The 6,555-nt window shown below is 70.1% G+C and carries 7 protein-coding genes and 1 pseudogene; 1 reads left to right on the top strand and 7 read right to left on the bottom strand.

Annotation, left to right across the window (positions count from 1 at the left end; genetic code table 11):
* The 4 genes from VG276_13020 to VG276_13005 form a co-directional block, all read right to left on the bottom strand.
* Window positions 1–1,132 (bottom strand): type IV secretory system conjugative DNA transfer family protein (locus VG276_13020; GenBank protein HEV8650295.1); only part of this gene is annotated, 1,132 nt, incomplete at its 3' end.
* The gene (locus tag VG276_13015) at window positions 1,069–1,347 is read right to left on the bottom strand and encodes a hypothetical protein (GenBank protein HEV8650294.1); all 279 of its coding nucleotides are present in this window, start codon (window positions 1,345–1,347) and stop codon (window positions 1,069–1,071) included. The genes VG276_13020 and VG276_13015, both read right to left, overlap by 64 nt.
* Before the next feature lie 332 nt (window positions 1,348–1,679).
* Entirely contained in the window at window positions 1,680–1,982 is a 303-nt protein-coding gene (locus VG276_13010; GenBank protein ID HEV8650293.1) for a hypothetical protein, read from the bottom strand.
* A 354-nt stretch (window positions 1,983–2,336) separates the two neighbouring features.
* Window positions 2,337–2,504, bottom strand: coding sequence for a hypothetical protein (locus tag VG276_13005; protein ID HEV8650292.1), 168 nt, complete (start codon window positions 2,502–2,504; stop codon window positions 2,337–2,339).
* 334 nt (window positions 2,505–2,838) lie between these two features.
* Here VG276_13005 and VG276_13000 point away from each other — a divergent pair.
* A pseudogene (locus VG276_13000) lies at window positions 2,839–3,467 on the top strand (HD domain-containing protein).
* Between the two features lie 173 nt (window positions 3,468–3,640).
* Here the strand turns inward: VG276_13000 and VG276_12995 are convergent.
* From VG276_12995 to VG276_12985, 3 genes are all read right to left on the bottom strand, one after another.
* Window positions 3,641–4,156: a nuclear transport factor 2 family protein gene (locus VG276_12995; GenBank protein ID HEV8650291.1), complete on the bottom strand. Its 516-nt coding sequence runs from the start codon at window positions 4,154–4,156 to the stop codon at window positions 3,641–3,643.
* Between the two features lie 610 nt (window positions 4,157–4,766).
* Window positions 4,767–5,450, bottom strand: coding sequence for a L,D-transpeptidase (locus VG276_12990; GenBank protein ID HEV8650290.1), 684 nt, complete (start codon window positions 5,448–5,450; stop codon window positions 4,767–4,769).
* A 148-nt stretch (window positions 5,451–5,598) separates the two neighbouring features.
* Window positions 5,599–6,222 (bottom strand): hypothetical protein, encoded by a 624-nt coding sequence (locus VG276_12985; protein HEV8650289.1) that lies wholly within the window; start codon window positions 6,220–6,222, stop codon window positions 5,599–5,601.
* Window positions 6,223–6,555: the final 333 nt, after the last annotated feature.

The following is a 6,555-nucleotide window of genomic DNA, read 5'->3' as shown; positions in this document are numbered from 1 at the left end:
CCGTCAGCAGCTGGATCCCCTGCCCCCGGCCGGTGGTGGCCAGCTGCGGCAGCTTCTTGATCGCGGCGCAGTTGCCGGCCTCGTCCAGGCAGACGAACAGCCGCGGGTTGAGCATCCCGTCGGGTTGGGCGGCGGCCAGCTCCTCGGCCTTGAGGATGACGACGGAGACGAGCAGCTCGAACAGGGGCCGCAGCCGCTCCTGCTCGCTGGCCGGCGCGTACAGGTACAGGGTGTTGTTCGGCTGCTGGAGGAGGGCGTCCAGGTCGAGGTCGCAGCCCTCGGCCGAGGCGGCGATGGTGGGGTCGCCGAACACGTCCAGCAGCGTCTCGGCGGTGCCGTAGACGCTGCCCATGGTGTTGTCGGGGCGGCTGGTGCAGGCCGCCCAGGCATCCAGGGCCTGCTGGTTGCCGATCTCCATCAGCGCGGTCGCGACGTCGTCGACGTCTTGGACGTCCACCCACCGGGCGACGTCGGCCATGCTTCGCCCCGTGCCCGCCGCCGCGAACAGCAGGACCGAGAGGAGCTTGGCCCCCAGCAGCTGCCAGTAGTTGGCGTCGTCGGCCTTGTGGCCTTGGACGTCGGCGGCATCGGCCAACATGCGACCGACGCGCTTGGCCTTGGCGTAGCTGCCGCAGTACGCCAGCGGGGTCCACTGCGCCCCCGGGACGCCGGACAGGCCGAGGGGGTCGTAGACCCACACCTCCCCCAGCCGGGCCCGGTGGGCCAGGGTCGCGCGCAGCACGTCGGGTTTGATCGAGGTCGCCACCAGCGGCCCGGCCCACTCGAGGATCGCCGGGATGACCAGGGCGTGTGTCTTGTAGCTCCCGGGGGGGCCGAAGGCCAGGACGGAGTGGCACTGCTCGACCGCGAGCAGGACCCGGCCGGTGAGGCGGTCGCGGCGGCCGAGGATGATCCGCCCGGGGCGGGGGTGGGTGACGAGCAGGTGGCGGAGCTGCCACAGGCTGGCCCACCTGGCGCCTCGCTGCCGGCGGGGGACACGACCGCGGCGGGCGGGCACACGCCAGCGGCCCACGACCCAGCCGACCAGCAGCACCGGCACCCAGACCGTCAGGACGAGGGCGGTGTACATGCCGACCGGGCCGGGCAGCAGCCGCTGCGCCGCGGGGGCCATGCCTGCTTGGGGTCGTTGTAGTGGCCGGGCAGGTGCAGCAGGACGCCGAACATGTCGTCCAAGCGCAGCTCGAGGTGCTCATGGGCGCCGAACAGGATGGCGGCGACCTGGCCGACCAGCCACAGCAGCCCGCTGCCGGCCAGCAGCAGCGCGCCGATGGTCAGCAGGAGGGTATCGATGGCGTGCTCGTGCTCGGGGTTGCGCTCAGGCCGCATCCGAGTTACCCCCCGCGAGCGCAAGGACACGCTTGGGTGCGCTCGGCGAGCAGCAGCCGCGGTATTCGTCAGGGTGGGCGCTGACCAGCAGCGCGAGCGCGGCGCGCCGAGCCTCGTTCCTACGCGCGGTGGCGGCGTTGTGGCACGGCTTACAGATGGAGGCGGGATTGCGGTAGAAGCCGCTGGGCGGCTTCTCGAGGTGGCATCGGGAGCAGCATCGACGCTGCTCCTGGCCACCCACAGCAGTACGCTGAGACGGCATCTCGGGGTAGCTCCCTCGCGATGTGCAGTTGAGGGCCGAGCGCGTGGCTAGACGCGCTCGGCCCGCTTCCTTACCGGGGCGCGCCGACGGACCCGTCACCTCCCTTCGCCACCGGCCGGCGGGCGCGGCGGGCCTTCGCCGACGCGAGCGCCAGCCGCGCGAAGTGCGCGCTGCGGAGCTGCTCCGCCCGGCGCTGACGCTCAAGAGGCGGCAAGACTCCGTCTGGATCTGCCTGGCGCTCGAAGCTCGCAAGGAACGCGGCGCGGGCCTTGGCCATCGCCGCCTGAGCATCGTGTTGTGCGTGCTTTGCGTGGGCCGCCACGCGCGCCCGCAAGACCCGCTCCATGGGGCTCAGCGGCTCTCGCTTGGGCATGTGACTCCCTCGTAGGTCGATGGAGCCCATTTGAGACTCCGTTGACGTCACCTCACGCTAAGATACGAAGTACGCAATATCGACCAACCCGCCGTACGAGTTGGCGGCGGGACGGAGCCGCCGCAGCGAAGGGATGTGGGGCGGTCACATGCCACGTCAGCCAGCTCCTCTGACGCGTACCGGCAGCGGAACCCGTACCGGTGGCGGTCTTGAGGGCCGTCAGCCCCGTGGTGGTGTCATCGCTGGCTACGTGTTCAAGCTCATCCGGGAGTCGCTGGGGTTGACGCAAGAGGCGCTTGCCGAGCGCCTTGGCCTGGACAAGAACACAATCCAGGGCTGGAGAGCGGCCGACGCTCACTCGCCAGCACCCGGGTCGGTGATCTGCTCAGACTGCGCCATCAGCTCTGTGTGCTCGGTGCCGATGGCCGCCTGCTCGACGCCATGGACACGGCGATGGAAGCCGACTACCTCTTGACGCACGCGCTCGCGGTCCAGCCGGAGGACGTGCAGCCCGAGGCACATCCGTTGGCAGCGATGGTGAACACCGGGTTCCTTGTCGGCATGCTCACCTGGCCGCTCACCGAGCGGGCACCAGCGCCGCTCCGCGATGCCGCCCAGGCGCCGCGTCGGGGTCCGGTGGCTGAGGCGCCCAGCTTAACCGCCAGCGAAAAGGACCGCTTCTTCCAACACCTGCGGGCGGCGGCCGAGCGATCAACGGCCGGACCGAGCGCTTTCCAGGTGGGCGGCGTGCTGCTCCGCCGGCAGGTCTACTACAGGGAGCTGGAACAGGTGCACTTCCTGGTGCGGGCCATGCGACCGAGGATCGTCCCACGAGCGCGTACGAAGGGCCGAGAGGATGTCTTACGCGGAGCTGAAAGGGATGGCCACCTTCCTGTACGAGCTGGGCCAGCTCAAGCGGTCCAAGCGGACAGGATGGTGGCTCGCGGGGTCAAGGACCCCGAGAGCATCGCGGAGCATAGCTTCCGGACCGCGATCATCGGCCACCTGCTCGCGGTGCTGGAGGGCGCGGACCCGGCCAGGACGGCGCTTTTGTGCCTGTTCCACGACACCCAGGAGACCCGGGTGGGTGACATCCCCTCGGTCGGCCGGGGCTACCTCGCCGCCGCGCCGAACGAGCGGATCACCGAGGACCAGGTCGCGGAGTTCCCGGGTGAGGTCGGCCGGGCAGTGCGTGACCTTGTCGAGGAGTATGAGGGCCGGACCTCCCTTGAGGCGCTGGTCGCGCGGGACGCCGACAAGCTCGAATGTTTGATCCAGGCCCGCGAGTACCGAGTACAGGGCTACGAGAACGTGACGCCGTGGGAGGAGACCTCCGCTGCCTCGCTGCGCACCGTCTCGGCAAAGCGGCTCGCGGAGGCCTGCCAGCAGATCCCCCCGGGAGCGTGGTGGCGGGCCTTCGTCGAAGCCTACGGGCGCACCTGGGGGCCGAGCTCGAGCAGCGAGCCGGGGTCACACGAGGGCTGAGCGTTGCCCGAAACGGGCCGTGAGCAGCGCTCAAGCAACGTGGGACGCAAGACGGCGCACCCTGGCGCACGATGAGAAGGCGGGCTATGGGGAGGTTGTGACAACTTCTCTACGGCTCTCTCAAGGCCGGCCCGCGGGCCGGCAGGACCACCCGGATCAGTGCGCCACTCGCCCTACGGAGAAGACGCTTGCTCTTCTTGGGCGAGCCCCGCGGCGACGAGTGCCTGCTGGCGGTCACGAAAGACCTGGAAGCGCACGACCTTGCCTTCTCGGAGCGTGAAGACCACGCCCACCCGCGTCTCGTCCCCAAGCTCGCCGGTCTCCCGCCAACGCCGCTGGATGTTGGCAAACGCCACCACCCGATCGCCCGCGTCGAACGCCTGCTCATGCACCACGTGGGTCAAGTAGTGCTCCTTGGGGGCGCCGCTTTCGGCGAACCGCCGGGCCCCCTCCAGCCCTCGCTCGACCCCCCGGAAGGTGTGGAACTCCACCTCCGAGTCTACGAGCGCGAGGAATCCTGGGATGTCCTGCTCATTTACCCGGTCGGCGAAGCGCTGCACGATCGCCAGGTTCTCCTCAGACATCTCATTGCGAGTATCCGTGCTCTTCGATGCCGCCTGCAATACGCGATTGCGCAGTTCTCCTCTTCGCCCGCCGACCTGCCGCGCGCCCTCCGGGCGCTTGCCCACGAGGCAGTCGATCAGCGAGGACCAACGTCACCCAACGGTCGAGCTGGAGCCGTCACCGCCAGGGGGCGAGCCAGCTTCGTCCTTGCCGGCCGTGCCCTGTACGTGCCCCAAGCAGCGGTTCACAGCGGTCACCAACGGTCAACAGCGGACAGCCACCGCAGCCCCTGAGCTGCGTCAGCACCCGTCGATGGGCGGCCGGACAGTGCTTCCCAAGCTCGTGGTCTTCCAGACAGTGATCGGCCTTGCCGTGCCCGGCCGGCCGTTCCGGTCCCTGGTCGCGGAGGACCGGAGCGCCGAGAGGCGTCCGCGCCCGGACGGAACCGGAGCTGGCAGTGTTCGTGGTGACCGTGGTCCGTGCTGGGTCCGCACGGCATCGGGAACCGGCGGTCCTCGGCGGGCACGAGTGGTCACGACAGGTAGAGAGAATCGCAGGTCGACGACCCTGCACCCCGAGGACCTGGGGCGGTGAGACAGCGCGCCAGCGGGTTCGAGCCCCCTCACCCATCGCCCAGCCTTGGGCGTGACCAGGCCAGAGGCGGCACTTCCTAGATCCGGTCGCCGAGGCCGAGCCGGGCGTGCTGCGTTCGCGCGCAGCATCTCGGTCGGCGCGCTACGGGACGATCTCGATGGGAACGCCGAGGGGCAAGATCCGGGCGAGCTTGGTGACGCCCGCGTTGCTCATGCGGATGCACCCGTGGCTGACGTCCTTGCCAAGCCCCGACGGGTCGTTGGTGCCGTGGATGCCGATCACCCCGTCACCGCCGTCGAAGCGGCTGAGGACGTTGGAGAAACCCGACAGCCCGTAGGCGTAGGCACCGTAGGGGCCATCGGGGTTCGGCGGCCGCAGCAGCTCCTTGGTGTAGTACAGGCCGCCGGGGGTGGGCGTGTTCTTCCGCCCGATCCCGACCGGCTCGCGGTCGATCACCTGCGTGCCGCGGTACACCGTGATCGTGTGCGCGCCGAGCCTGACGACGATCCGGAAGTTGTGCTGGGACAGGCGCACCTCAGCGGCGCGGATCCAGCCGCTGGACCCGTTGGGGCGCACCGGCAGCAGCACCTTGAGCCAGCCGGGACGCTGCCCTTGGACCAGGAACACAAGCGGGGCACCGGACGGCTGCGGGTTGGCGAGCCGCTGCTGGGGCGCTGCGGCGCCGGGGACGGTGAAGACGCCCACCCGGCGCACGGTCGCCTGCGCCACGGTGGTGCGGACCGGCCCGTCGGCGCCCCTGCTGTCAGCGCCCTTCTTGCTGTCGCCGTGCAGCTTGGTCCAGTCGACCGCGGTTCGGGTGGTCACCGGCGGCGCGGACAGACCGGCGCGGTGGTGGGATGGCGCGCAGCCAGAGGCCAGCACGCATACGCCGAGCAGCGCAATCGCTGGGGCGCGCCGTGCCGGCCTCCGGCCGCAAGAGTTTCCCGCGAGCATGCTTAGACGGTCCCGCCGATCATCCGGCGAACTTCGGGGCGCCCGGGACCGCGACCGCCGGCGGTGTGACCGGCACGGCGGTCACGGTGAACTGCTGCTCCTCGTAGATAAGAAACGGCTCCTCCTCAATGGAGACGCCCGCGAAGCAGGCCGCGGCTACGAAGTACTCGCCGAGCTCGGCAGCCGCCGGCACGGTCACCTTGCCGGACCAGGTGCCGTCGGCGCCGACCGCGAACAATCCATCGGCCGTCACCGTGTTCTGGTCGATGTCGCGCTGGTTGAACAGCACGACCGAGACCTCGGGGTTGGGGGCGTTCTGGGGTGGGACACACGGCGTCACCGACCTGACCGCGATCACAGTCCGGACCGGCCCAGACGCGGGCCGGCGGTCGAACACCCCGATCTGCGGCCCGGGCGTGGTGGTGGTCGTGGTCTGGCCGGCCGTGGTGGTCGGGGCCGCGGTCGTCGTGGGTGCGGCCGTGGTGGTCGGGCCCGCGGTGGTCGTGGGTGCGGCCGTGGTGGTCGGGGCCACGGTCGTCGTGGGTGCGGTGGTGATGGTGGTGGTGTCGCCGGCCACGGCGGCCTGGACCAGGCCGAGCTGGACGACCAGCGCACCCAGCAGCGCAAGCAGGAGTCTGCGCACGGGGTTCTCCCTTCGGGAGGGCGTCGGGGCCACCGGGACGGTGCCACGCCGGAGCACCCGACCGGAACCGGATAGGGGGGCAATTCGCACCAAGTGGGCGGTATCCCAGCGACTCGGCAGGCAGCGACGCAAATTCGGTTGCCACCCTTGGGAGCCTGGTGTCTTTTGGGAAATCTCACTGTCGGTGACAACCCACCTGCCATCTGAGCAGCCAGTTTCACTCAAGGCGTTCGCCCCTTTCGGCCGCTGAGGCCCATTGGGCACCACGCTCCTAGACGAAAGTGTGATGAGTTCGTTGCAAAGCGCCCTCGCTCTGGGGTCCTAGCCCGAGCT

The sequence above is a fragment of the Actinomycetes bacterium genome, assembly GCA_036000965.1.
Lineage (GTDB): Bacteria > Actinomycetota > CALGFH01 > CALGFH01 > CALGFH01 > DASYUT01.
This window is presented reverse-complemented; position numbering and strand designations above follow the sequence as displayed.

What these genes read in the sequence shown, in the direction of transcription:
- VG276_13015 (HEV8650294.1), bottom strand. Translation starts at nt 1,347, where the DNA reads ATGCGGCCTGAGCGCAACCCCGAGCACGAGCACGCCATCGATACCCTC.
- VG276_13010 (HEV8650293.1), bottom strand. Translation starts at nt 1,982, where the DNA reads ATGCCCAAGCGAGAGCCGCTGAGCCCCATGGAGCGGGTCTTGCGGGCG.
- VG276_13005 (HEV8650292.1), bottom strand. Translation starts at nt 2,504, where the DNA reads ATGTGCCTCGGGCTGCACGTCCTCCGGCTGGACCGCGAGCGCGTGCGT.